Below are 24,984 nucleotides of genomic sequence, written 5' to 3'. Positions count from 1 at the left end.
GGCACTCCTCAATTTAGCGAACATTGCTCACGTGAACAGCGTTCACTATAGGGGTACCGGTGAACCGTTCGGCAACCGGCGCAAGGGACGGCACCCCCTCGTCCCCCATGCGCTCCCCCCTCGACGCGAGAACGACAACCGCCCACGCCTCACCCTCGGACCGGAGTCCGAAGGGCAAGACGTGGGCGGTCAGGTCGACGGCGAACCGTCTGGCCGCGGTCAGCCGCAGGTCGGTCGGTTCCCGCTGCCCCGGGTGCAGCGGACCTTGAAGCTCACCTTGACCGAGGATCCGGCGTAGGGGGCGTCGGTGCTGTAGGTGAGGCGTGCGCTGTAGGTACCGGCCGCGGTGACCGCGGAGGAGTCCGCGCGGACGGTGACGGTGACGGAACGGCCGGGAGCGAGGTCGAACGAGGTCCTGTTCATCGACAGCCAGCTGACGTCGTCGCCGTCGCACTGGTCGTGTCCCGGCAGGACTTCGGCCGATTCGGTCGTGTTCCAGCCCGGGGAGGCCATTCCCCCGATCCGGTAGATGCCGCAGCCGCCGCCCGCCCGGAGCACGGGGTTGCTGATCCGGGGCAGGTCGGACCAGGTGTTGGACACCGGGTCGTACTCCACGACGGAGTTGACCGCGTAGCCGTCGACGACTCCGCTCACGGCCTGCAGCCTGCCGTCGTGGCCGCTCGTCACGGCTCCCCAGCCCGCGTAGGGCATGTCGGCGGCGCGGCGGGTCCAGGTGTCGGCGGACGGGCTGTAGCGGTAGGTCTGTCCCTTGGGAGTGGCGACATGTCCGCCGACGACGGAGATGCCTCCCGCGCAGATCAGTTCACCTGTGACACCGGCGCAGGCACCGCGCTCTATGGGGGCGGGGTAGTCGGCGCGGCGGGTCCAGGTGTTGGTGGCCGGGGTGTACCGGTAGACGGTGTCGACGGCGTCCCCGCAGCCGGAGCCGGTGCAGCCTCCGACGACGTAGAGCTTGCCGTTGAGGACGGTCACGTTGGGCATGCCGATCGCGCGGGGCAGGTCGGTCAGCCGGGTCCAGGTGTCGGTGGTGGGTTTGTAGGCGTAGAGGGAGGCCCGGGCGCCGTCGAGGGTCCAGCCCCCGGCGACGTACAGGGTGCCGTCGATGAAGGCACCGCCGGGTGACTCCAGCGCTTCGGGCAGGTCGGCGATGCGGGTCCAGGCGTCGGTGGCCGGGTCGTGGACGTAGCCGCGGCTGAGGTACTCGCCGCCGATCAGACCGGAGACTCCGGCGACCGAGTAGACCTTGCCGCGGTAGGTGCCCACGACGTTGTCCATGACGGGCTCGGGGTAGTCGGCGATGCCGGCCCAAGGGCCGGTGGAGACGGCCGTGCCGGTGCCCGTGGACGTCTTGGGGGTCGTGCCGGTGGAACTCGCCGGCCCGGGTGAGTAGGTGCCCTTCACGCGTTGCGCCGGGGCGCCGGGGGTGGCGTCCGTCGCCGTGGTGGAGGTTCCGTCGGGGGAGGTGTACTCGGTGCTCAGCTCGCCGAGTTCGACGTGCAGCGGTGCCTGCCCCCTGTTGGTGAAGGTGACTTTCTTACTGCCCGATCCGCCCAGGGTCTCCTTGACGGTGACGCTCTCCGAACTCACCCTCAGGCGGCCTGCCTTGAGCGACCGGTCGTACCGGTTGACCGTGTTGGCCCGGGTGGTGACGGTGTCGGTCGAGGTGGTGTATCGGGCGGCGGTCGTACGGAACGTGTGTCGGCCGGCGGGTGAACTGAACAGCCAGTACCAGCCGTCGGCGAGCGCCGGGTCCTCCGGGGTGGCGACGGTGGTCGCCGTCGCGTAGCGGTCGGCGGTGTCGGTGATGGTGGCGGGCCTGAGGGTGGAGCGGGTGTTGGCGTCGGTGATCTTTCCGGCGACAAGGCCGCCGCTCACGGCGGAGCAGGACCCGACGGTGACGGTGTCGAGCTGCCAGATGGACAGGCCGCTGCCCGCGTAGTGAAAGCGCACCTTGACGTGCTTCTCTCCCGCGGCCCGGGTCAGCGGGACCTCGGCATGACCCACGTACTCGGTGGAGTCACGCTGCCACACGGTGGTCCAGGTCGTTCCCGAGTCGAGGCTGAGGTCGACCTCGGCCGCCGAGTCGTCGCTCGGAGCGTAGAGGGCGTCGAAGCCGAGAACGGGCGAGGTCTGGCCGGCCAGGCTGAAGGTGGGCGAGACGAGTTCGGTGTCCTGGTGGGCTCCGCCGCGGCCGTAGGGGTTGGCGGCCGCCGAATTCCCGGTCCCGTCGGTGATGTTGGGGAGCCACTCGTCGGAGAAGTCCCAACCGGCGCCGTCCGCACCGTGGTTGTCGATGGTCCAGCCGTGCTCCGGGGTGGTGCCGGTCCAGCCCTCGAAGCCGGCGGAGGCGGGGTAGGCGTGGCCGGGAGCCACACAGGCCTTCGGGTCGACATCGGGCGTCACGGTGCTGCGCACGTCGGCGGTTCCCACCGGGACACTCAGGTCCGTGCCCTGGTAGCCGGGGTAGACCGGTGTGATGTGCAGCTCGTAGCCCGCCTTCTCGGGAAGGTCCACGCTGTACTTGCCGGTGTACGGGTCGGTGTAGACCGCGCCGTGCGGATAGCCGTCGATGGTGATCCTGGAGTACAGCGGCCAGCCGTGCCCGCTGCCGTCCTTGACCGTTCCGGACACGGTACGGGTGGGAAGTTTCACCAGCTTCAGATCGACGGTACTGGTGTTGTTCTCGGTGACCTGCACCCCGGAGCGGCTGTTCTCGCGGTATCCGTAGTCGGTGGCGGACACCCGGTAGGTGCCCACCGCGGCGGGCAGGCCGTACGCGCCCTTCGCATCGGTGGTGACGTGGTACTCGCGGCCGCTGTCCCCCTCCTCGGAGACGGTGAGCGTGGCCCCTGCCAGCGCGGCGCCCGTGCTGTCGGTGACGTGGCCGGACAGGGTGCCGTGGGCGCCGAAGGCGAGCGCGGAGACGCCGGCCGGGGTGCCGAGGCCGGTCGGTCCGTCCCAGCCGGGGCCCGCGGCGCACTGGACCGTGCCGCAGGTGTCGTTGGTGCCCTCGGTGACGTCGTTCAGACCGGTGGCGTTGACGTACGGGTACGTGACCGGGTAGGTGTCCTCGACGGGGGTGCCCGCCAGTGCGTACATCGCGGTGAGCAGCGGGGCGGACAGGCTGGTGCCGCCGACCTGTACCCAGCCGTCCTGGCTCAGGGTGTCGTACACGGCCAGACCGGTCGCGGGGTCGGCGACCGCGGAGATGTCCGCGGTGGCGCGGGTGTCGCAGCCGGTGTCGAGTCCCGCCTGGTAGTCGGGCTTGGTCTCGTAGAGCGAACAGCCGGAGCCGCCCGCCGACCAGGCGCTCTCCGTCCAGCCCCGGGCGGTGCCCTCGGCGCGGGTCAGCCGGGTACCGCCGGCGGCCACGACGTTGGGGTTGGTGGACGGCCAGTTCTGCACATGTCCGGTGTCGCCCGTGGATGCGACGACGGCCACCCCGGGGTGGTCGTAGTGGTGGTCGTACGCGGTCTGGCCGGCGGTCTCACCGGGCACACCGTAGGAGTTGGAGACGTACTTGGCGCCCAGCCGGACGGCGGTGTCGACGGCCGTACCCAGGTCGTCCAGGCTCGCCGAATCGCCCTGCACCAGAAGGATGTCGCACTTCGGGCAGGCGGAGGAGACGGCGTCGAGGTCGAGCGCGGTCTCCAGCGCCCAGCCCTCGTCGTCCTCGGGGTAGTCGGTGCCGCCGTCCTGGTCGACCTTGCGGAAGCAGCCGTTGGCGGTGGTGCAGGCGGGCAGGCCGTAGTGCTCGCGGAAGGCGGCGAGGTCGGCCTCCGCGCGGGAGTTGCCGTACGCGTCGACGATCGCCACGGTCCGGCCCTCACCACCGTCGGGAAGACCGTAGGCGGCCTGAATGTCGGCCGGGCCGAGCGCGGCGGACGGCGGTGCGCTCGCGTGCGGTCGGACGCGGTGCTCGGAGTCGGTGTGGATGTCGGCGAAGCACTGGGCGACATCGTCCTTCCGGCTCGGGCTGTTGCAGTCGGCCGGGATGTAGTTCTTCGGGACGTTGTCCTGCGGTACGGAGTTGAGCAGGTCCGAAGTCGTGGTGGAGTCGGCGGCGGTTGCCTCGGAGCCGGCCGGGGTGACCGCGGTGGCCTGCGGCGCCACGGCGAGGACCGCGGCGCCGAGACAGCCGGCTATGAGCAGGGAGAGGGGCGCGCGAAGGCGCGGAACTCTGAAGGCAGGCAACGGGGCACCCTTTTCGTCACGTTCAGGATCCGGGGGAGGATTCAGAGAGGTTTGTAACCGCTATACAGGCCGTCCTCAGGGGCGGGGAGGGTCGTCGTGTCGGCGGTGGGCGCGCCCGGTGCGGCGGGCGTCGGTTCGGGGCGGGGCTCCAGGGCGGACGGCACGTCGGTGTGCCGGACTCCGGTGGCGGGGTCGGTGGCGGCATCGCGCAAGTCCGGCGCGTGAGGGCCGGGTTCGGCTTCGATTTCGGGGGTTGTGCTGCTCATCGGACGGACGGATGCCCTTCGGGTGATGTCTGGGTGAAGGGGGGCTTTCGGATCCCTCCGCGCACCGAGTATCGACGCCCGCGGCGGGACGTCGCGATTGGGCGGATGACCTAAAGATCCGTGCCGTTGCGGTCTGCGGAATCCTCGTCGGAGTTGATCCCGGCCCGGATCACGCTGACCGCGAGGGCGGTGCGTGAGGTGACTTTGTACTTGCGCATCGCCGAGTTGAGCTGTGCCGCGATGGTCTTCGGGGATCGCGAAAGAGCCTGCGCGATGGCCGGGTTTGTCAGACCGGTGAGCATCAGCTTGACCACTTCGAGCTCGCGCGGGGAGAGCTGGTCGCCGTAACCGCGCCGTCCACCCCGCCACACCTCCTTCACCGGGGCCCCGGCCTCGCGCAGCACCGCCCGTACACGTTCGGCGTCGACGCGGGCTCCGAGTGCCGTGAACCCGGTCTCCACCCGGACGAGTTCGGCCAGTGCTGCTTCCCGATGCCGTGCGGCCGACAGACAGGCCGCGCTCCGCTCGGCCGAGAGCAAAGCCTCGTACGGCCGCGGCAGGCGCTGCCAGGCGGCGGACGCCCGGCCGAACGCTTCCGAGGCCTCGGTGAACCTGCCCTCGCCCTCGGCCAGTACGCCGAGACAGGCCTCCAGGGCCGCGTCCGCCGCCGGCAGACTCCGGCCCAACAGGCCTTCGGCCAGGTCCGCCACGAACTTCCTCGCCTCTTCGGGCCTGCCGACCGCCAACAGCGCTCCGGTGCGCACCGGAGCGAACTCGGTGGCCCACAGCCAGATGTCCTTGCGGGCCACCACGTCCGCCGGTCCGTCCGTCAGCTCGACGGCCTCGGCGGCCGCGCCCTCGGCGAGACGGATACGCGCCAGCGCCGCGGCGGGCTCCAGCGGGAGGTCCACGATGCCGCGTCGCAGACCGGCGTCGAGCACCTCCCGCAACCGCTCGGCGACACTTCCGGCCGCGGCACTCCCGCCTGCCGCGGTCCCGGGCGCGACGCTCACGGCCGACGCGGGGCCGGCGGTGCCGACCGCCCCGTCGAGCAGCGCCGTGATCAGTACGGCGTCCAGCTGGAGCAGGGGCTCGGCGTCCACCTCGGCCAGAGCGGCGGCTCGTTCGGCCAGCCCGTCCCAGTTTCCGGTGAACCAGTCCAGGTGGGCGAGCGTGACCAGCACCATGTCGTGCAGGCGCTGGTAGCGGTGGCCTTCCGCCCGAACCAGCGCTCTCGTCAGCAGCTCTCGTGCCTGACCGTAACGGCCCCAGCGCATGGCCGCGTTGCCGACGTTGAGGCCGCTGCGAGCCAGTTGCATCATCCCTTCCGGCGTCGTGGCGGAGTCGGGCAGGTTCGCCGCCACGGACCAGCCGACGTCCTCCCCCATGTCCAGAAGGGCGGTCGCACGGTCGACCACGAGGGCCAGGCGCTGATCCGATGTCATCGGCAGGTGGGCGGTGTCCGCCGCCCGTTCCAGCCATCGCCGGTGCTCTGGCGCGGGCATCAGGGAGCCCGACGGACTGCCCAGTGTGTTCATCGCCCACGCCGTCTGGAACGGCTCGCCCGCGAGATCGGGCAGTGCCCGCTCCAACTCGGCCGCTCCCGCCGCGTATTCACCGGCGTGCAGCAGCATCCGGCCCAACTGCGTGCGGACGGCCGCCCGGTCCCGCGGGTCGAGGGTGTCGCCCTCCAGCACCTCGCGCAGCGCGCGGGTCAGATCTCCCCGGCCGACATGACCGGTGAAGGCGAGGACCGGCATCTTCTGCGCCCAGCGGGCCACCGAGGCGGCCGGCGGTTCAGCCTCGGTGATGAGTTCGTGCAGCAGTCCGACGGCGGTGTGGTGGTCGCCGGAAGCGAGGGCGAGGTCCGCGGTCCGTTCCGCGTACCGGCGCCACTGCCCGGTGTCGCCCGCCTCCCGGTAGTGGTGGGCGAGTCGGGCCGCCGGCTCCGGTGTCGCCTCCCGCAGATGGCGGCCCGCTTCGCGGTGCAGGGACCGGCGGTCGGGCGCGGGTGTCAGGTCGTACACGGCGCGGGCCGCGAGGGCGTGCCGGAAGCTGACCCGGCCCGTGCGATCCTCCCCGAGCAGCCCGCTGCGTACGGCCGAGTCCACGGCGCCGGAAACAACGTTGTCCGGCAGACCGCTGACCGCCGCGAGGACCTCGGTGCCGACCGGCTCGGCCAGCACGGCCGAGGTCTGGAGGACGCGTTGCGCCACTCGGGACAGGCGTGCGGCCCGCTCGGCCACGGCGTCACGGATGGTGGGCGGCACTACGATGTCCGCCAGCGTCCTGCGGACCCACTCGCCGTCCCGTCGCACCAGGTCGGCGCGGTCGCGCAGCAACCGCACCGATTCCTCGATCGCCAACGGCACCCCGTCGGTCCGCTCCTGGAGGAACGACGCGAACGCCTCGGAGACATGCTCCCCGTCGAGCATCGACGACATCAGCTCGGCGGTCTGGTCCACATCCAGCGGGCCGAGGACCAGACGTTCGGCTCCGGTCCCCGCCGGGGAGCGGGAGGGCAGCCGCAGCAGGGCGGAGCCCGGGGTGACATCCTCGACGCGGTAGGTCAGTACCAGGCTCACCCGCCGGGAGGGGCGGGAGACGAGGAACAGCAAGAAGTCGAGGGTCGCCTCGTCGGCCCAGTGGACATCCTCCAGGACCAGGACGCCGACCTCCATCGCGTCGAGGAGTTCGGCCAGGGCACGAAAGAGCCGGTGCCGGGCGGCACCGGCGTCCGACAGCGCGTCGGGCGCGGGCGGCAGATCCTGTGCCCACTCGGGGAACAGCGGCCGGAGCACACCGGCGAGCGGCGTCAGTTTCAGCCCGGCCACGCCCGCCCTGTCGTCGCGGGCCGCGTCGACGATCGGGCCCAGGGTCAGTGCCTCCCGGAACGGCGGACACAGGGCGACCAGAGGGCGTCGGCCAAGGACTCCCGGCTCTCCCAACACCTCCTGGAGAAGCCGGCTCTTGCCGATTCCCGCCTCGCCCTCGATGAGCACCAGGGCCGGCGGCCGGGTCAACGCGAGTGTCAGCCGGCGCAGCTCGTCCGCCCGGCCGACCATGCGCGGGGCGCTGAGTCCGGGCAGCGTGCCGGGGACACGATCCTCCACCGACCACTCCATTCACTGCCCCCGCCCCGCCCTCGGCCCATTCGACACCGGGGCCCTCGCACTGCTCGTGTCTCCTGGTCGGGACACGCGATGGCGCCGCGCTCGATCTTCGAGGCCCCCCGAGCCCCGGCGGCGTGCGACGCCCGGCACATTCTGCGCCGTGAACGGTACCGGGGCCAGCGCGTGAGGGCCTTGTCCCAGGGCCGGTTGGTTAACGTTTTCGCAGTTCACGCAAGCCAGTTGAAGGATTTCCGACGCAGCGCAGCGGAACTTCCGTGCGCGGGCGCCCTCTGAACAGTGACTGGCCAGGCAATGATCTGGCCCCCTGCTCCCACGCTGTCGAGAGTTGCCATAGCTGGGGCTGGAACGGAGGCCGCAGTGCGGGTTCGCCGCATGCGATGTGTCACGGTCTCCTCCGCTCACGGCACGGAACTATGGAGGAACCTTCTTTGCGAAGAACACTTACCGCACTCGTGGTGGGACTGGCGAGTGTGCTCAGCATGATCGTGGGCATCGCGCCGGCCGCCCAGGCGATCATCGGCGGAACGGATTCGGCCAGGCTGCGAGGCGAAGCCCAGGTCTGGATCGACGACGGCGAGGGCGACGGCTACGACAACTACTGTGTCGGCAACCTCATCGACGTCAAGTGGGTCCTGACCGTCGAGCACTGCATTGCGGACAACGAAGCCACGGCCGAGACGACCTACGTCATGCTCGGCAACCGCCAGCTGGGCCAGGGCGAGAAACACCAGATCGCCGAGATCCACGCGCATCCGGAATGGGACGCGGTACTTCTGGAACTGGCCACGCCCACGGCCCAGTCGAGTTGGGTCGTCCCGTACCGGCTGGGTGCGGTACCGGTCGGCAAGAGCGTCTCGTTCCGAGGCTGGGGCCCGTCGTCCGTCGAACCGGGAGAGCCCAACCGCTCCGAGACCCTGCGGGTGGCGACAGCGCGGGTGGGCTCCAACACGTATACCGTTCCTGCGGATCCGGACGACTCGGATGCTCCCTCACCGGGACCCGACAACTCCTTGTACTACCTGGACAACATCGGAACAGGTATCTCCGCGCTGGGTGACTCCGGTGCCGGCCTGTTCTACAGGGGCGCGATCTACGGGCTGATCACCGGCGGCGACGAGAACGAATTCAGCGACGCGCTGCGGATCGAGTCCGTCAGTGAGTGGATCCAGGAGACCAGCGGCGTCGGCCCGACGAGCCCTCTGCGGGTCATGCCCATGGGCGACTCGATCACCACCGGTGTGGGCAGCAGCGACATGTCCGGCTACCGGGACTCCCTCTTCGCCGACCTCGGCAACGACAACGGCGTCGACTTCGTGGGAACGCAGCAGGGCGGCGACGGACCCGACATGGACCACGAAGGGCATTCGGGCTGGCGCATCGACCAGATTTCCGCCTTCGCGTCCTGCTGGGTCGAGTCCCTGCGACCCAATGTTGTGACTCTGCACGTGGGTACGAACGATCTCAACCAGTTCTACGACACCGGGAACGCGCCCGCCCGCCTCAACGGGCTGATCGACATGCTCCAGCAGAAATCGCCGGGGGTCACGGTCGTCGTGGCCACCCTGGTGCCGACCTCCAAGCCGGAGATTCAGGCGATGATCACCCCGTTCAACGCCGCCGTCACCAAGCTGGTGACGGAACGGAGGAATCAGGGGCAGAGGGTGATCACTGCGGACATGGGCGCAGTCACCACCGGGGACCTCGCGGACAAGCTGCATCCCGGCGACACGGGTTACCGCAAGATGGCCGACGCGTTCGACAAGGCTCTCGACGAAGTCACCATCGCCGGCTGGCTCGACGGCCCCTATGCCGCCGCCACGGACACTCCCGCGTGCAAGGCGAACTCCTTCTCCGCACTTGGGAAGGTCGTCTCCGGCTCCGCGTCGATCCCGACGACCCGGGTGGAGGCGGCCGACGTCAACGGTGACGGATACGCCGACTACCTCGCCGTCGCCGCGGACGGGTCCGTGCGGGCGTACCTCAACAACGACAAGTCGGGCGGCAGCCCGCGCTGGACGGACTACGGCCAGTTCGCCTCGGGAGTCGGGGTCTCCGGCGACAAGGTCCGTTTCGCGGACGTCAACGGCGATGCCTACGCTGACTATCTGGCGGTCGCGGACGACGGCTCGGTGAAGGCCTGGATCAACAACGACAAGTCTGGCGGTAACCCGCGCTGGACGGAATACGGCCAGTGGGCCTCCGCCACCGGCGTCACCAGCGCAGGGCAGGTCCGTTTCGCCGACATCAACGGTGACGGATACGCCGACTACCTCGCCGTCAGCAACGACGGTTCGGTCAAAGCGTGGGTGAACAACGACAAAACGGGTGGCAGCCCGCGCTGGACGGACTACGGCCAGTGGGCCTCGGCCACCGGTGTCACCAGCGTGGACCAGGTGCGCATCACGGACATCAACAACGACCGCTACGCCGACTACCTCACGGTCTCGGCGGACGGTTCCACCCACGCCTACGTCAACAACGACAAGTCGGGTGGCAGCCCGCGCTGGACCGACAAGGGCCAGTGGGCCTCCGCTACTGGCGTCACCAGCGCCTCCCAAGTCCGCTTCGAGGACATCAACGGTGACGGATACGCCGACTACCTCGCCGTCGCGGACGACGCATCGGTGAGAGCCTGGATCAACAACGACGTCAACGGCGGCAATCCACACTGGACGGACTACGGCCAGTGGGCCTCGGGGTCGGCGCCGGTCAAGGGCGCACGCACCCTGTTCGCCGACCTCAACGGCGACGGCCGCAGCGACTACAACCTTGTCGGCAGCGACGGATCTCTCTACAGCTGGCGAAATACCAAGGGCAGCAACGGCGCCATCTCCTGGGTCTACCGCGGCAAGGTCGCCGACGGCTTCGGCGCCACCGCCGACCAGGTCCGCCTGGCCGACTGGAACGGTGACCGCCGCGCGGACTACTTCGCCGTCGCCGACGACGGCTCGACACGGGCCTGGACCAACGCGGCGGGCACCGACGGCGACCCCGTCTGGTCGTCCCTCGGCAAGGTGGCCTCCGCGGTCGGCGCCGCACGCAGCAGTACGCAGTTCGCGGACATCAACGGTGACGGCTGGGCCGACTATCTCCTGACCGACGACCAGACCGGCCTGGTGAAGGCTTGGATCAACAACGACGTCAACGGCGGAAGCCCCACCTGGATCGACAAGGGCGCCATCTACTCCGGCCGGGCCACGGTGTCCTACAAATCCCACCTGTTCGCCGACATCAACAACGACCTCCACGCCGACTACCTCGCCGTCGACAACGACGGTTCTGTCCGCGTCATCCAGAACAACGGAGCTGACGACGACAACGGCTGGATCGAGCAGGGCACCCTGATCGACGGCGCCACCGACAGCGCCGCGCGAGTACAGTTCGCCGACCTCGACGCGGACGGGCGGGCCGAATACCTCGTCGTCGCGGACGACGGCTCGGTGAACGCCTGGCACAACGACCGGGGCTGACCCCGCCCTAGGCGGACGGCCTCCCAACCTTCGGTCCGCGGCGTCTTGACTGCCGCGGACCGAAGGCACCCGGCACAGCGGCCCTGAGTTGCTGTCACCGGCGCGGGTCCCGCCGTGTTCGCCTCAGGGAGGGCTGTGCGGGCTCTCAGCGCCCGCCTGCGTACGGGTGTGGTCGAGAGCCTTCGACTGCTCGCGGGAAAGATCGTTCGCCGGACAGCGCTCCGGCCAGAAGAGACCCGATCAGATCGAGGGACTCGGCACGCAGCATGTGGTGATGCCGAGCTTGCACGCCCTGGATTGTGAGGGTGCCGTTCACGTAAGGGCCCCACGCGTCAGGAGAGGGCTGCTCGAACAGTCCTCCAGCAGTGGGCAGATCTGCCGTCAGCAGCAGCATGTCACCGTCGTAGATGTCCGGGGTGTATTCATTCTGCAGACGCAGGTCGTTGCGCATGATGTCCTGCAGCGGGAAGGTGTCATCTCCTTCCAGGAGCACCGCGGGCAGACCAAGTGCTTGGACGGCTTCGGCGAGCATTCCATCCGCGTCACCGGGATCCGCTTTCTCGTGCTGCGTGTTCGCGTCCGGAGCCGCGTGAGAAGGAAGAGCCTCGCGGAGAAGACCGAGCCATTCGCTTCGGTCGAGCTCGGGCAGATCAGGTAGCGAATCGGATTCGGCAGGGTATCCGTCCAGGACGGTGAGGGTGGCGACTTGGCCGCCGGCGCCTTGCAGACGGGTGGCGACGGCATGTGCGAGCAGACCGCCGAAGGACCAGCCGAGAAGGTGATATGGGCCTGTCGGTTGCACCGTGCGGATGAGTTCGACATAGTCGTCGGCCATCTCCTTGACACTGCTCGGCAACGGATGCGGCGGAGTCAGGGCGCGGGCCTGGAGAGCGTAGACGGGCTGGTCGACGCCGAGATGACGCAACAGCGCTCCGTAGATCCATCCGATGCCACCGCCGGGGTGGAGGCAGAACAGCGGTGCTGCACCACTGGCGGCATCAAGCTCACGCAGGACGAGGAGAGGTGCCAGATCCGCTTCAGCCCGCGAGGCGACGGTGGTCGTTTCGTCATCGAGGTGCACGGCAAGGCGGGCGACCGTAGGGGCGCTGAACAGATCATGCAAGGACAAGGGCATCCCGAGATCGGTCCGCACGTGGCTGGCGAGTCGGGAAGCGGCCAACGAGGTGCCGCCGAGGTCGAAGAAGTCGTGGTCGACGGATACGTCATCGACGTTGAGGATCTGGCCGAACAAGGTGCACAGTTGTCGTTCCAGCGGAGTACGGGGAGGCCTGCCGCCGGCAGCGACGCGGGGCGTGGCGGGCTCGGGAAGGTTGGCGCGATCGAGCTTGCCGCTGGGAGTGAGCGGTAGTTCGGTTAGGACCATGACAGTTGCGGGCACCAAGTGCGCGGGGAGGGTGCGGGCGAGTAGGCCACGGATCTCTTCGGCGTCCTGTGGCATCCCGCAGTCACCGGCGAGATGAGCGACGAGCTGCCGGTCGCCGGATGCGGTGGTCCGCAGAGTGCTGGCGGCCTGCCGCACCCCCGGCAGAGCACGGAGTGCGGTGTCGACCTCCCCCAGTTCGATGCGGAAGCCGTTCAGTTTCACCTGGTCATCAGCGCGTCCGAGGAAGTGGAGGGCCCCGTCGTCGTCGCGGCGGGCCAGGTCGCCCGTGCGATACATCCGGTCGCCAGGAGGTCCGTAGGGGTCGGTGAGAAAGCGTTCGGTGGTGAGTTCCGCGCGGCGGTGATATCCGTCGGCCAGTTGCTTCCCGGCGATGTACAGCTCACCGGGGGCGCCGGGTGGGCACAACCGCAGTCGCTCGTCCATGACATACAGCCGGGTGTTCCAGACAGAGGTTCCCAGCGGGACCGGACCACGCTCACCAGGCCGGGGCGTGTGGTGGGCGACGTCGACGGCGGTCTCGGTGGGACCGTAGACATTGTGCAGCGGCACGCCGGGGAGCAGTGAGTGGAAGCGGTCCACCGTCGTGCGGGTAAGGACTTCGCCGCCGCTGAACACCATCCGCAAAGTACGTTCGCACTGCTTGGCGGTGTCTGCGTCGGCGGCGAGCACGTCAAGGAACGCGTCGAGCACAGTGGGGACGAACTGTACGACGCTGATGGCCTCACGACAGATCAGGCGTGCCAGGGTGTGGGGGTCGCGGTGGCTGCCGGGGGCGGCCAGAACGAGCGTGGCGCCGCTGGTCAGGGGCCAGAAGAGTTCGGGCACGGAGGCGTCGAAAGCCGTGGGTGTCTTTTGCAGCAGCCGGTCGCTGCCGTCTATTCGGTAGGTGTGCTGCATCCACCGCAGCATGTTCGTAACGGCCCGGTGTGGAACGACGACGCCTTTGGGCGCACCGGTGGAGCCGGATGTGTGGATGAGGTAGGCGGGGTCCTGCGGCCGCAGGCCGTCGGCCGTGGGGGCGGTGGCCGGCTGGGCATCGAGAAGGCCCTGGGTCTCCGCGGTGTCGAGTAGAAGGTGGGAGGTCCGGTCGCCAGGCAACACGGGAGCGGTATCGGTGCGGGTGACCACCAGAGCGGGTTCGACGTCGTCCAACAGGTACGCCAGCCGATCGGCCGGGTACTCCGGGTCCAGCGGCAGATAGGCAGCACCAGTGGCAAGAACGGCGGTCAGGGCAATGACGAGGTCGGCGGAGCGTGGTAGGGCGACGGCGACGGTCCTGCCGGGTCGGGCGCCTCTCTCGGCCAGCAGGTGGGCGAGGCGGTTCGCGGCCTCGTGCAGCTCGCGGTAGGTGTGACTGCTCGCGCCGTCGATGAGTGCGGTGCGGTGCGGTGTACGCAGCGCCTGCGCGGCGAGCATGCCGACCAAGGTCGACTCGGGTGTCGTACGCAGGGCTCCGGTGCTCTGCCTCCGGACCCGGATCTCCTCGTCCGCTGTCAGCAACTCGGCGGCGCTCACCGTGCGTTCGGGGTCGCTCTGGTGGGCGAAGTCCTTCAACAGACGCAGGAACCGGTCGGCGTGGTTGCCGAGAGCGTCCGGTGAATACAGGTCGCTGTTGGCGTTGAGATCCACACGCAGACCCTGACCGTCCGAACGGTCGTATACCATGATGGCCACGTCGTCGACCAGGCCGTTGGAAACGTTGTGCGCCGTCGCGGGGTGTCCGTGGAATGTGACGTCGTAGTCGAGCGCCATGATGTTGACGTGCGGGCCGAGGTGGTGCTGCCCGCCCTGCGGCAGGCGAAGGGCGTGAGCGAGGTCGGCGCGGCGGAAGCGCTGATGGCGTAGTGCCTGGCGCATCTCCCGGGAGGCATGACGTATCAGTTGCCGCATCGGTGTGTCCGCGGTGACCCGCAGCCGAAGTGGTACGACGTTGGCGAACATGCCGGGCACGGTCCGCTGGGCAACGTCGGTGCGTGCGCTCACGGGCAGCGTGAGCATGATGTCGTCGCGCCCGGTCATGCGATGCAGGTAGGCGGCAGTCGCGGCGACGATCAGAGCGGACCAGTGGGTACCCGCGGCGCGGGCGGCCGCTCGCAGACCGGCCGCCTCTCCTTCCGAGAGTACGACGGTGCGGCGGATCACACTGGTGGGCAGCCCGGTGGGACTGCCCTGCAGCCGGGCGGGCGTCGGCCAGTCGGCCAAGTGTTCCATCCAATACGCCTTGTCGGAGACGAAGGCATCGGAGGATCGGTAGGCGGCGTCACTGTTCAGCAGCGCGCTCAGCGGCCCCAAGGGCCGTGTTCGGGGGGTCTCGTCATCAGATGCTGGAGTGCGAGCGGCGGTCTGTGAACTGCAGGGCTGCCCACCACTTCGAAGTTGCGCTTCCATGCTCACCGTATAAAGCTCGGCCACACGGCGGGCCACGAGGGCGCCGCCTGCAGCGTCGGCGACGATGTGGTGCAGGCACTGGAGCCAGGCGAAGCACTCGGGACCCAGCCTGAACAGGACATGGATGAACAGGGGCGGCCGGTCCAGCCCTATCGGTTGTGCGACGATCTCCCGCATCCGCTTCTCGGCAGCCGCCAGTGGGTCGGTTTCCGCACTGACGTCGACGATGGGGAACTCCCAGTCGTCCACCAGCTCTATCACCTGCCAGGGAACCCCGTCCTCCTCGCCGTAGCGCGCGTGGTACGGCTCTGCTTCCGCAATCGCCTGGCGCAGGGCCGCCTCGAACGCCGTAGGATCGATCGGCCCACGGATCAGCAGGTACTCGGCGATTCGGAAGGCCGGTCCGGCCGGGTCGAGTTGCTGGCTGAGCCATATCTCCCGTTGGCCGGCGGACAGCGGCAGGCGCTGCGGGGCGGTGTGTGCACGCACGGTGAAGTTCCCTCAAGGTAAAGGTGCCGGTTGATCAGAAAGGCGTTCGCCGGTCACAGTTGCTTCGCCACGGTGACCGGCTGCAATGGCGGGCAGCCGAGTGATTCACCACGTCGGTGCCCTGAACATCGGCTGCTGCCCTCTCTGAACATCCGCCCTTGCATTCACCCGCAGCGGTTTCCGGCCCGAAGGACCGACACGGCTGCCGCGCCGCAAGGAGGCAGTTGTGTTTGCCCAGATGTTCGTCACCCGGCCTCCCGGTTTCTGTTAACTATCGGAAAAACGAAGGCCGTTCACCAGGTCAGCAAGAGGTCAAACGTTGCTCAGGTGTCAACAGTGCAGCGGTTTGCGCCCGCGCCTTGTGTGCCGAGAGCGGGCTTGGCCCGCTTCTCCTTGGGCTCCTCGGTGCTCACAACGTGCACGGCGCCACGTCTACGGCTACAGCGGCCGGCCCTCGGACAAGTTCGTGCCCGGCTGGAGATCTTCAATGTCTGCGGTTACGGCGGTTGCAGGTCGAGTCCGGTCCTGGCAATGAACCCTTCGACGAGAAGGGGTCGGTACTGCATCCGTTTCAGCCGCGCCTTCACCAGTGCGGTGAGGGCTTCCCCCTGACCTGCAACGGTGCATGAGCCGAGCAAGGGGGATCTGGTCCGTCAGTTGGGCGGCGGGACCGTGCCGCCCGCCGGTGCGGGCTACCGTGGGGGGTGCGGAGGGTGTGACCGCTGCGACGGGTGCGGTGGGTGTTACAGCGGGGGCCTGAGCGACCACTCTGCTGCGACGGCGTGGCTTCCTGGGGGTGAGCCCGGTGGCCCGCGCGAGGATGAGGGCGAGGATGCCGCCCACCGGAGGTGCGAGGAAGTACAGCCACAGATGGTCGTAGACGTCGGCCACCACGGCGGGGCCGAGGCTGCGGGCGGGATTGGCTCCGAAGCCGGTGAGGAATCCCTGTAGTCCCGGCATGATGCTGAGCGGGGTGAGTACGGCGAAGAGCAGGGGAAAGACGTAAAAGGCGGGTCTGCCCGTGACGCGCTGCCCTCGGAGGAGGAAGAGAGCGATGAGGAGCAGGAAGGTCGCCAGGGTCTCTCCGGCGAACGGCTGCCACAACGGCACGTCGGGATCGGGCACGGTGGCCGCATAGCGGAAGGAGTCCGCGCGGGCGCCCCACAGCATGAGGGGGGCGGTTCCGGCGATCGCGCCGGCGAACTGGGAGACCACGTAGACCAGTGCGGTCGAACCCCTTCTCTCCCCCTCGAACCACAGGATGAGTGTCACGACGGGGTTGATGTGTCCGCCGCTGGCTCGTCCCACCCGGGAGACGATGACCACCATCGCGGAGAAGCCGAAAGCGAACCCTGACAACGATCCGAACAGGTAAACGCCTCCTGGCAGGGGTTCCGTCCAAGGGCGGACGGCCCAGTCCAGGGCGATCAGTACGGAAACGCCGAGGGAGAGCAGCAGGGCGGTTCCGGCGAACTCGGCGAGGCCGAGCCGTAGCAGAGTGCGGTGCGGCAGGGAGCCGCGGGGTGTGGGCATTTCTCTCCGTTGGAATGAGGCTTTGGGCTGGCCGCAGGGCGGAGGGCGCTGCGTGCGGGGTGTGGGTCGCGGAGGGCCGGATGGGTCGGCCCGCTCGGTCCGGCTGCCGGAGGAGGCAGCCGGACCGAGCGGGCCGTGGGGCGGCACGCGGCGCTGAAGGGCCGGGCGGGGTGGGACTTACTCCCCGAAGAAGTCGAGAAGGCGTGCCGCGAGGTAGTCGGGGCGCTCTTCCGCGATGAGGTGGCCCGCACCGGGGACACCTTCTCCCTCGACGTTCTCGGCGAGGGCAGTCAGGTCGCGGGGGAGGGTGGGGGCATGGCCGCCACTGCCCCCGTAGAGGGCCAGGACGGGCACGGTGAGCTTGCCCTTGGCGGCCCGTCGACGGTTGGGCTCGGGGTCGGAGAGGAAGGCGCGGTAGTGAGAGAACCCGCCGCGCAGACCGCCAGGACCGGAGTAGCAGCGGATGAACTCGTCGAAGTCGCCCTCGGTCATGGCCGCCTTGTCGTGCAGCCAGGAGCGCATCAGTGTGGTGATGTAGAAACGTTCCTTGCCCCGCACCAGAGCTTCGGCGAGATCGACGGTGGCGTGGAACCCGAAGTGGTACGAGCCGCCGTTCGCGACGTCCATCGCAGCCTCAAGGCCGAATCCGGGGATGAGGGTCTCCATGAACACGAGCTTGTCCAGGGCTTCGGGGTGTTCGACGGCGTAGGCGTAGCCGGAGCGCCCGGAGACGTCGTAGGCGACGATGTGGGCGCTGTCGAACCCGAGGTGGCGGACGAGCTGGTAGGTGTCGTCAGCAAGAGTTCCCGCGTCGTATCCGGTCAGGGGCTTGTCGGAGTCGCCGGTGCCACGGATGTCCGGGGCGACGACGGTGTACTTCTCCGCGAGCGCGGGCATGATCTTGCGCCACTCGTGCCAGGTCTGCGGCCAGCCGTGGAGCAGTACGACCAGCCCCGCGCTGTTCTTGGGGTCGGGGCCACCGATGACGTAGTGCAGTCGGACGCCGTTCACGTGTGCGTAGTCGTGGCGGAAGAGCTGGAAGAACGCGCGCTCGTCGAACGGTGCGTGGGGATCGATGGGCAGCGGCTGCACCGCGCGCGACGGCCGGGGCGGCTCTGTCGTGGTGGTCGGGCGGATGGTCGTGGGTTCGGTCGGAAACATGAAGACTCCTTTAATCGACCGCTTAGTTCAAAATGGGGCCATGGCTTGGCGGTGGTACGGAGGTTGTACTGAGGTTGGAGGTAGAGGGTCAGCCCAGCAGCAGGAAGGCCTGAGACACCACGTCGTCCAGGTAGCCCCGGTCCGACCTGCGCTTGCCGAACACTCGGATCCCGTGCAGCAGTGCCATCAGGCACCGCGCCAAGGCTCTCAGCTCACGCCCCTCGGGCAGCTCGCCCTGTGCGTGGGCCCTCAGCAGGGCCACCGTGAGCGCGGCTTCCGTTGCCCCCCAGGCGCCTTCGACGACCCGTGCCACCTCGTGGTCGTCCGGCATCAGCTCCGCTGCGGCGTTGACGACGAAGCAGCCCAGCCGCATCTCGTCGCCGTTCACCTCGTCGACGTACCGCCGGATCCATGCCCGGACCGTCGGCATGACCGCCCCGGGGCGCGACAACTGCTCCAGGTCGGCCGCGACCCTCGCCTCCGCGTACTTCTCCAGCGACTTCACGTACAGCTCGTGCTTGCTGCCGAACGTGGCGTAGATGCTCGGCCGGCCGACCCCGAGGTGCGCCACGAGGTCGGAGATGGAGGTGCCTTCGTACCCCCGCCGCCAGAACAGCTCCACCGCATGACTCAGTGCCGCGTCCGGATCGAACCCCTTGGTGCGTGCCATGGGAAGAGCGTACCCCATTCCCAACCGTTCGGTTCAATATTCGAGGAGCGGTTGTTCGGACGCCTGGTATCGGGCGCCGCCCAGGTGGGTGCGGTTGTGGTCGTCCGAGGCGTTGCCCCGGCAGTCATATCGACTTGCCGACGATGGCCGGACCGAGAGGCGACCGGACGGATTGATGATGGTGCGCTGCGCCCAGGACCCTTGGGGTTTCTTGCCGATAATCAGCGGGCCGAGTTCGGGGTCGCTCTTGAGGGCCTGGTAGATGGCCTCTACGCGCACGGCGAGGAGGTCGAGTTTGGCCTGGCTGAGGTTGACGGTCTCCCGTAGGAACGTGGAGAAGCAGTTGACGTGTTGCATGGGAATCCTTCCCGAGATGGCGGAGTGAGGGCTGCCCTTCGCCGCGACGGCGGCTGGATCGAGAGCGGGTGATGCCTCGCGGTCTTTGGTCCTGAAGAAGCAGACACACAGACCGCAGGTCGGCTGGTGAAGCACATCGGCCGCAGCGTCCCCACACGAGGGTTGCGGGCTGTGGCGCAGCGCCGAGAGTTATGGAGGGCTGGCCGAATGCCCGGAACGTCACGGCGGGTGAAAGGAAAGCCGACCGCCCAGTGCCTTGTTTCACCTGACGATGTGATCAAGCCGACTGGTCGCTGTGGGTAACTGGTTGAGGCAGTGTTTGTGCGGCAGGCCAGTTGAAACGGTGCTGTCCGGCCAGTGCCGCTGTCCATCGTCACGGACAGGAAGACACGCCTGGCACAGCCCAGTCAGGTGCACACCCACTCGACCAATGCCGCACAGGGTGCACGTCATTCACAGAAAGCGCGACTGCTCACTGCTGTAACAAGCACAGCGCACAGAGCCATCTCAGCGCAAGACATTCTTCGGTGGACAGTTTCACTGACATCCGGTCGGTCGACTCTACTGACACGCCCTCAACTCGCTTGGGCGCAGGGCAAGTCACACTCGTGAGCGAACTCGCCCCGCCCACGGTTCTCCGCGGAGGCCACGAAGGCTTACTGGCCTGGGCCGGAGATGATGCCCAGGTTCATGAGGCGGTAGGTCATCGCGATCTCGCTCAGCTTGAACTTTCCGGACAGCACGCCAACCAGTTCGTCGACGGTCCGAAAACTGATCTGGTGCACCGCGCCGCGCACCAATGCCTCGGGGGCGAGTAGACCCGCGGCGAAACGGTTTGCTTCGATCTTTTCACGGTCGGTGGCCATGCTTGACACGGTACTGCGGTAGTTCACACGGGTGTCGGTGTCCAGGATCAACGGCCGGCCTCGGTGCAGACGCAGGTGGGCGAGTTCATGCGCCACCGTGAAGCGGCGCCGGTGTTCCGAATGCGTCCGGTTGACGCCGATCACACAGCTGCCATCCCGCCGTAGCAACATGCCCGAGACATCGTCATCCAGTTCCTGCGGCACCACCACGACATTCAGGCGACGCGCCAGTTCATACGGGTCGATGGGCACAGTGGTGATCTCGAATGCCCGCAGGAGGGCACGTGCGGCAACGTCAGCCCTGGCCATGGGCGTCCTTCAGCTTCCCAGCTTCGGACCACACGGACGCCACATCGGCCACATGCCGGGCCGGGATACCCACGACCTCTTCCGGCAGGAGCGACGGAAGCAGCTCGGCCGGCCGCACGTTCAGCACCGCCGCGATGCGAGCGAGTCGGTATAGGGGCGGTGTCTGCGTGCTGGCCTCGATGTTCGTGATTGATCCACGCGACAGCCCGGCCCGCCGTCCCAGCAGTTCCTGCGTCAGCCCTGATCGGGTTCTGGTCTCACGGATCAGCCGCCCTACGGCCGAGTTGAACGCCTTCTCCTCCACACTGCCCACAAGCGATGCCAGCCTCACTGACAACCTACTTCCCCGTCTTGGGCGCTGCCAGGCACTCAACCGAACGCACACCCGCGTGGAAATCGCGTATCCCACGCGCCAACGACTCCGCTCGGGCCAGGACGATCAGCACTGCGACGTCGCGCCGGAGGCGACCACACCTCCCATAGCTGTTTGCCATGACGAGCAGCGGCTCGGTCACCGCCTCGGGTGCCGCCACGGCGTCGTACGAATGAGGCGGTACGGGAGACAGAGATCATCGGCCTGCCGCTTTCGCGCCTTGCCCCATTGGCCTCCCTCACGAGGAGCAGTCACGTACTCGGATACGGTCGCTTGACCACCACCCGCACGGCAGAGACGGCCCCCCGCCTGTTCCTTATCAATCACCGACGACAGCCCCAAAGCGAATGAGCCATGAGCGCTGACGACCGATTCGCCACCCGCCCGTGGCAGTGGCAGCCCCGTTTACGGTCACCAGCACCACCCACCGAGACCGACAAGGGAGCGTGGCCCCGGAGTAGCTTCTCCGGGCTCTTCAGCTTTCCCGGCGGTAGGGACATCAGGAGAGGGCGCAAGCGGCACGCTCTGAATTTCGTCTAGTGCAACGGCCGGCCGCTTGGTTCGCAATCTGGTTAGGCGCCCAGGGAGTCCCGCTGCCTGCGGCGGAGGGAGACTGATCACGAGGGCGCCCTGATGCTACGCGCTGGCACAGCACTTCGCCAGGACACCGACGCCTTCACGTTCCGGCATCGCCGCGCGCATGCCGCGTCCAGCCAGAGGACCTGTTCGACGAGCAACGGCGCGACTCCTCGCAAAGCCCTCGAGAGACGTCCGACCGTCTACAGACCGATGCATTCCGCCGATCGAAAGGACGCGCACTCGCGGGCAGGCGATGACACGCACCACAAGGCTGCCGCTCGCTACCCCCCTGTCACTGTTGTCGGCTCCCGACAGACAACCGCGACACCCACGCGCAGCAGAACGGGATCCCACGCGGCCGCGCGTTGCCTTGCGAGCCCCGCACGGTCCGATGTCGGCGACGCCTACCGGAAGGGGCCGAGGTAGTCCTAAGCACGTCTGCGGCACACAGCCGCGAGCTCATCTGATTACGCGTCAGTAGAGTCAGCATTGGGTCAGCATTCGGTTTGCCAGACCTTGCTACAGACGGCTAAACCCGCGAATTGGTGCGCACCCCCAAGCCCTCCGGGCCGAGCATGATCGCTCGCCCAGGGCTACCCGCATTCGATGCGCTCAGGACCTCCCCGGGCCGCGCCCCCGCCGACAGCAACCGCAGCATCCGTACTGGTCAGCGTACCCGTCCCCGCGGTTTCAGCGCCCCAGGCGGCAAGTTCGGGGCGGGGAGCCGGTCACCGTCATAGCCCTTCACCTCACCGAACCGCGCCCCCGTCATCCAGTCCGAGCGGGCCTGTGCGATATCCTCGTGGGACCGCCCGATGAGGTTCCACCACATGACCAGCTCCTCCTCGAACGGCTCGCCGCCGAGGAGCATCAGGCCTGCGTCCGACTCGGCCCGCAGGGGCAGTTCGGTGCGGCCGCAGCCGAGGTAGAGCATGGAGCCGGGCAGCAGCGGCACGCCGTCCACGTGGGCCTCGCCGGACATGGACAGCACGGCGTACTCGAAGTCCGGCTCCAGCGGCAGGCGTACGTCGGCGCCCCGGGCGAGGGCCAGATCGGCACCGACGATCGGCGTGTACGTCGTGCCGGGCGAGGCGGCGCCGTCGACGCCGCCCAGGACGATTGTGGCCTTGAGGCCGGGGGCCGTGATGACGGGCAGCTCGCTGTGGTGCTCGAAACGCGGGTCGATGTGGCGGTCGCTGTCGGGCAGAGCCACCCACAACTGCGCGCCGTGCAGGAAGCGGGCGTGCGACCTGGGGCTCTCCTCGGAGTGGCTGATGGCCCGGCCGGAGGTCATGAGACCCAGCTCACGGGGGCGGATCGTCTGCAGGCTGCCCGTGGAGTCGCGGTGCAGCACCTCGCCCTCGTGCAGCCAGCTGACGGTCTGCAGGCCCATGTGCGGATGCGGCGGGACCTGCATCCCGGGCTCTTCGGCGATGTCGTCGGGACCGTAGTGATCGACGAAGCACCAGGCGCCCACCATGCGCCGGCCCAGATTGGGCAGCAGCCGCCGGACTTCGCTGGACTCGCCGAGCTTGACCCGGCGGGGGCTGAGGAGTTCACGTACCGGCTCCGCCACCACGAAACCCCGGCCGCCGCACAGAGCGGGAACGGCCTCGCGATCAAGATTGCTCATGGCCCACAACCTAGCCCCGTGGAGGACCGTCCGTCATGCTGTCCTCCCTCCATAGGTCGTGGAATATTCAACAACCTGGGGCGGTTCTGCCCGTCGAAGGAAACAGAGGAGGTCACAGACGTGGACACGACCTACTACGCCCACGGGACGACCGCGGAGCGCTGGGAGCGCGCCCGGATGTTCTTCGACGCCAAGGACTACGCCGCCTCGGCGCGCGTTCTCGACAGTCTGGTCGAGGAGGTGCCGCAGGAGACGGGCCCCCGCCTGCTGCTGGCCCGCGCCTACTACCACTCGGCGCAGCTGAGCCGGGCGGAAGCCGAGCTGCGCGTCCTCGTCGAGCGTGACCCCGTGGAGCACTACGCCCGCCTCATGCTCGGCCGGACGCTCCAGCGCCAGGGCCGCGACGACGAGGCCCGGCCGCACCTGCGGCTCGCCTCCGCCCTCGCGGGAGATTTCGACTCGTTGTGAGTCGTTGTGAGCGAAGGACCCCTGGCGGCCCGGATGGCCCGGCGGCGCGACACAGCGCCGCCGGGCCCCGGGGCCCGGGGCCCGCGCTACTTGGCGGTCTCCTTCTCAGTCTCTTTCTCGGTCTGCCGCACCGCCTCCTTGACGGCCCCCTTCGCGGGGCCGTACGTGCGTTTGCCCCGCCGGTGGGCGATCTCGCCCAGGACCACGTCCACCGCGATGAAGGCGGCCAGCGAGATGCCGAGGAGGGGCACGAAGTACCCGAGGACCGCGATGCCCGCCATCAGCGGGACGAGGACGTGCGCCGGCACCTGCTGCCAGGCGCCGCGCGGGACGGGACGGCCGAAGGCCGAGGCCCGGCCCCGCTGCCACCACATGCGGTAGCCCCACAGGATCAGCAGGATCAGGCCGAGGGCGAGGGCCATCAGCACCAGCTGGTTGACGATGCCGAAGAGGACACCGGTGTGCGCGTCGATGCCCCAGCGGGTGAGCTTGGCCAGCACCGGGAAGTCGGCGAACCGCACGGTGTCGGTCACCTCGCCGGTCGCCGGGTCGACCGCGACCGCGTCCTGCTTGGTGGGCCAGCTGCGCTGGACCTGGCCGACCTTGTAGGCCGACGAGTCGTCGGCGGGCGGCACGATCTCCACCGGGTCGCCCAGGCCCTCGGCCCGCGCGGCGGCCAGCACCTTGTCGAGGCCGACACCGTGCTCGACGCCGCCCTCGGCCGAACCTGAGCCGTGGCCCGAGTGTTCGCCGCCCGTGGCGGCCGACACCGACGGGGTCGCCTGGCGGAGCGAGGTGCGCAGCTCGTCGATGTTCGCTCCGGCGTACGTCGACCAGGTCAGGCCCGTCGCCGAGAGGAAGATGAAGCCGACCGCGGCCCAGACGCCGACCGAGCCGTGCAGACCGAGGGTGCGCCGGCGCCCGCTGGTGCCACGTATCTTCCGCTGCGTACGGCGTCGGCCGAACCAGAGGACCAGACCGCCGCCGGCGATCACCCACAGCCAGCTGGCGGCGAGTTCGCTGTAGAGGCGGCCGTCGTCGCCGAGTCTCAGGTTCGCGTGGAACTCGTCGATCCAGGTGCGCAGCGGCAGGGCGCCGGTGGATCCGTACTGTTCGAGCGCCCCGCGCACCTTGGCGGTGTACGGGTCGACGAACACCGCGAGGGTGTGGGTCTCGCCGATGCCGGAGACGCCGGACAGCATCACCCTGGTCGTGGCGTCGTCCTCGGGCGAGGGGCGTACCGCGGAGACCGTTCCCTCCGGGTGGGCCTTGCGCGCGGCGGCGACCTGCTCGGAGATCGGCAGTTTCTCGTCGCCGACCGGGACGGTCATCTCGTGCGAGTAGAGGATCTTCTCGGCCTGGAACGACGCCGCGTAGAGGAATCCGGTCGTGGCGGCGACCAGCAGGAACGGAGCGACGAGCACCCCGGCGTAGAAGTGCAGCCGCAGCACCAGCGGGCGCAGCGGCGCCCAGCCGCCGGGTTTGGGCGTGGCGGGGGTGGCGGACTTCGGGGACTCGTCCGTCTCGGTCGTGGGAGCGGTGGACATCGGCTGGCTTCTCCGGTCGGGCAGGTGACGACGGGGCCGTACTCGGCCGTTGCGGTGCAGTAGTCGGTGGGCGGGTCCGTCGAGTTCCCGGAGATTCGTGTGCCGTGGGTCACACGGCTGT

General features: G+C 68.8%; 14 protein-coding genes. 2 read left to right on the top strand and 12 right to left on the bottom strand.

Annotated elements, in window-relative coordinates; translation table 11 throughout:
• Nucleotides 1–219: 219 nt before the first annotated feature.
• From ACIOKD_RS24845 to ACIOKD_RS24835, 3 genes are all read right to left on the bottom strand, one after another.
• Entirely contained in the window at nt 220–4,215 is a 3,996-nt protein-coding gene (locus ACIOKD_RS24845; RefSeq protein ID WP_402087902.1) for a kelch repeat-containing protein, read from the bottom strand.
• A gap of 41 nt (nt 4,216–4,256) precedes the next feature.
• Nucleotides 4,257–4,481 (bottom strand): hypothetical protein, encoded by a 225-nt coding sequence (locus tag ACIOKD_RS24840; RefSeq protein ID WP_402087900.1) that lies wholly within the window; start codon nt 4,479–4,481, stop codon nt 4,257–4,259.
• A 110-nt stretch (nt 4,482–4,591) separates the two neighbouring features.
• A complete protein-coding gene (locus ACIOKD_RS24835) occupies nt 4,592–7,594 on the bottom strand; it encodes an AAA family ATPase (RefSeq protein ID WP_402087897.1) in 3,003 nt (1,000 codons plus the stop codon).
• Nucleotides 7,595–8,043: 449 nt separating this feature from the next.
• Here ACIOKD_RS24835 and ACIOKD_RS24830 point away from each other — a divergent pair, with 449 nt between their 5' ends.
• Nucleotides 8,044–11,085 (top strand): FG-GAP-like repeat-containing protein, encoded by a 3,042-nt coding sequence (locus ACIOKD_RS24830; protein ID WP_402087894.1) that lies wholly within the window; start codon nt 8,044–8,046, stop codon nt 11,083–11,085.
• 145 nt (nt 11,086–11,230) lie between these two features.
• Here ACIOKD_RS24830 and ACIOKD_RS24825 read toward each other — a convergent pair whose 3' ends face one another.
• The 8 genes from ACIOKD_RS24825 to ACIOKD_RS24790 all read right to left on the bottom strand — a co-directional run bounded on the left by ACIOKD_RS24825 (nt 11,231) and on the right by ACIOKD_RS24790 (nt 22,848).
• On the bottom strand, nt 11,231–15,367 hold the full coding sequence (locus tag ACIOKD_RS24825; protein ID WP_402087891.1) for an amino acid adenylation domain-containing protein: 4,137 nt from the start codon (nt 15,365–15,367) through the stop codon (nt 11,231–11,233).
• A gap of 438 nt (nt 15,368–15,805) precedes the next feature.
• Complete coding sequence (locus tag ACIOKD_RS24820; RefSeq protein ID WP_402087889.1) at nt 15,806–16,900, bottom strand: MIP/aquaporin family protein; 1,095 nt, start codon at nt 16,898–16,900, stop codon at nt 15,806–15,808.
• A gap of 177 nt (nt 16,901–17,077) precedes the next feature.
• Nucleotides 17,078–18,061 (bottom strand): alpha/beta fold hydrolase, encoded by a 984-nt coding sequence (locus ACIOKD_RS24815; protein WP_402087887.1) that lies wholly within the window; start codon nt 18,059–18,061, stop codon nt 17,078–17,080.
• A gap of 88 nt (nt 18,062–18,149) precedes the next feature.
• Entirely contained in the window at nt 18,150–18,731 is a 582-nt protein-coding gene (locus tag ACIOKD_RS24810) for a TetR/AcrR family transcriptional regulator (RefSeq protein ID WP_402087884.1), read from the bottom strand.
• 33 nt (nt 18,732–18,764) lie between these two features.
• Nucleotides 18,765–19,088 (bottom strand): hypothetical protein, encoded by a 324-nt coding sequence (locus tag ACIOKD_RS24805; RefSeq protein ID WP_402087882.1) that lies wholly within the window; start codon nt 19,086–19,088, stop codon nt 18,765–18,767.
• Nucleotides 19,089–19,744: 656 nt separating this feature from the next.
• Nucleotides 19,745–20,263 (bottom strand): ImmA/IrrE family metallo-endopeptidase, encoded by a 519-nt coding sequence (locus ACIOKD_RS24800; protein WP_402087879.1) that lies wholly within the window; start codon nt 20,261–20,263, stop codon nt 19,745–19,747.
• Nucleotides 20,250–20,594: a helix-turn-helix domain-containing protein gene (locus tag ACIOKD_RS24795; RefSeq protein ID WP_402087876.1), complete on the bottom strand. Its 345-nt coding sequence runs from the start codon at nt 20,592–20,594 to the stop codon at nt 20,250–20,252. Before ACIOKD_RS24795 ends, ACIOKD_RS24800 begins: the two co-directional genes overlap by 14 nt.
• A 1,288-nt stretch (nt 20,595–21,882) precedes the next feature.
• On the bottom strand, nt 21,883–22,848 hold the full coding sequence (locus ACIOKD_RS24790) for a pirin family protein (protein WP_402087872.1): 966 nt from the start codon (nt 22,846–22,848) through the stop codon (nt 21,883–21,885).
• Nucleotides 22,849–22,968: 120 nt separating this feature from the next.
• On the opposite strand from ACIOKD_RS24790, the gene ACIOKD_RS24785 reads away from it, so the two are divergent.
• Nucleotides 22,969–23,316: a tetratricopeptide repeat protein gene (locus ACIOKD_RS24785; protein WP_402087870.1), complete on the top strand. Its 348-nt coding sequence runs from the start codon at nt 22,969–22,971 to the stop codon at nt 23,314–23,316.
• A gap of 86 nt (nt 23,317–23,402) precedes the next feature.
• Here ACIOKD_RS24785 and ACIOKD_RS24780 read toward each other — a convergent pair whose 3' ends face one another.
• Nucleotides 23,403–24,863 carry a PepSY-associated TM helix domain-containing protein gene (locus tag ACIOKD_RS24780; RefSeq protein WP_402087866.1) on the bottom strand — a complete coding sequence of 487 codons (1,461 nt, stop codon included), beginning with the start codon at nt 24,861–24,863 and terminating at the stop codon, nt 23,403–23,405.
• Nucleotides 24,864–24,984 lie beyond the last annotated feature (121 nt).

This window comes from Streptomyces sp. NPDC087844 (genome assembly GCF_044742785.1).
In the GTDB taxonomy this organism is placed as follows: Bacteria; Actinomycetota; Actinomycetes; order Streptomycetales; family Streptomycetaceae; genus Streptomyces.
Note: the sequence above shows the minus strand (reverse complement) of the source record. Positions and strands in the feature narration are given on the sequence as shown.

Coding starts and splice junctions, on each gene's coding strand:
- ACIOKD_RS24840 (WP_402087900.1), bottom strand. CDS start 4,481: ATGAGCAGCACAACCCCCGAAATCGAAGCCGAACCCGGCCCTCACGCG.
- ACIOKD_RS24820 (WP_402087889.1), bottom strand. CDS start 16,900: ATGCCCACACCCCGCGGCTCCCTGCCGCACCGCACTCTGCTACGGCTC.
- ACIOKD_RS24815 (WP_402087887.1), bottom strand. CDS start 18,061: ATGTTTCCGACCGAACCCACGACCATCCGCCCGACCACCACGACAGAG.
- ACIOKD_RS24810 (WP_402087884.1), bottom strand. CDS start 18,731: ATGGCACGCACCAAGGGGTTCGATCCGGACGCGGCACTGAGTCATGCG.
- ACIOKD_RS24805 (WP_402087882.1), bottom strand. CDS start 19,088: ATGCAACACGTCAACTGCTTCTCCACGTTCCTACGGGAGACCGTCAAC.
- ACIOKD_RS24800 (WP_402087879.1), bottom strand. CDS start 20,263: ATGGCCAGGGCTGACGTTGCCGCACGTGCCCTCCTGCGGGCATTCGAG.
- ACIOKD_RS24790 (WP_402087872.1), bottom strand. CDS start 22,848: ATGAGCAATCTTGATCGCGAGGCCGTTCCCGCTCTGTGCGGCGGCCGG.
- ACIOKD_RS24780 (WP_402087866.1), bottom strand. CDS start 24,863: ATGTCCACCGCTCCCACGACCGAGACGGACGAGTCCCCGAAGTCCGCC.